The organism is Pedobacter jamesrossensis, assembly GCF_042650905.1.
GTDB lineage: Bacteria > Bacteroidota > Bacteroidia > Sphingobacteriales > Sphingobacteriaceae > Pedobacter > Pedobacter jamesrossensis.
Window position 1 is genome coordinate 1 of record NZ_JBHSBY010000057.1, and the last position, 874, is coordinate 874.

General features: G+C 39.5%; 1 protein-coding gene. It reads right to left on the reverse strand.

Annotation, left to right across the window (positions count from 1 at the left end):
- Positions 1-771, reverse strand: a 771-nt coding sequence (locus ACFOUY_RS08980; protein WP_378960169.1) for an IS1634 family transposase, incomplete at its 3' end; no start/stop codon positions are given.
- Positions 772-874: the final 103 nt, after the last annotated feature.

Genomic DNA, 874 nt, shown 5'->3' on the forward strand with positions numbered 1-874 from the left:
CATAGCTGCATCGGCAACCACTGTAAATGAGCTTACCTTGTTTCGTTCGATGAAGTCTTTAACTACGGGAATGATAGTGTGTCCCTCGAATGTATTTCCAGAAAAAACTTCATAGGCGACCGGAAAGCCTTCTTTACTGACCATCAAAGCAATCAGGATCTGTGGCTGTTGAGATTTGTTGTCCTTGGAAAATCCATTCTTTCGCAAATCGTCTTCTTCAAAAGTCTCGAAATAAAGGGTCGTAACATCATAAAACAAGATGTCAAAATTGAAATCATAGTGTTCTTTAGCAAACTTTACAACTTTCTCTTCAACGGCTTCCTTTAAATCAATACACTTTGGGGCTATCTTATAGTACGTCTTACGGCTATGGGTAATGCCAAAGAACTGTTCCATCAGCTCTAAAGAACGAAGTTTGGACGCAGGTTCAAATATCCGCATCGTTACCAGGTCTTTGAGTAATATGGGCAAGCTATCAAGCCCTAGTTGCCCTTGGATAGCACTGATCTGTTCCTGAAAAAAATGGTATTTGACACCGATAAAAGTGCAATGGTTAAGATGGAGCAGGCTATTAGGATTTTCGTCGGGAAAAATAGAGAGTTGTTCCGAATAGCTTTTTATCCATTCTTCTGCCAAAAGTAGCAAATCGGCAAGTGCTGTTTCGGTATGGGCCGAGCCTAGATGCTGTAATATAACCCTTTTATTGTCCTGATACCGAACTACCTGAACTGCCTTTGCATTGGAGCCTGTTGTAACCACCCTTATTTTCATCAGAAACTTAGCCTTAGTGCGGTAAATTTAATAAAATAAATTATCAATAAATTGATTATCAACAACTTAAAACCGCACTAAATTTAAAGGGGACAAGTCAGGA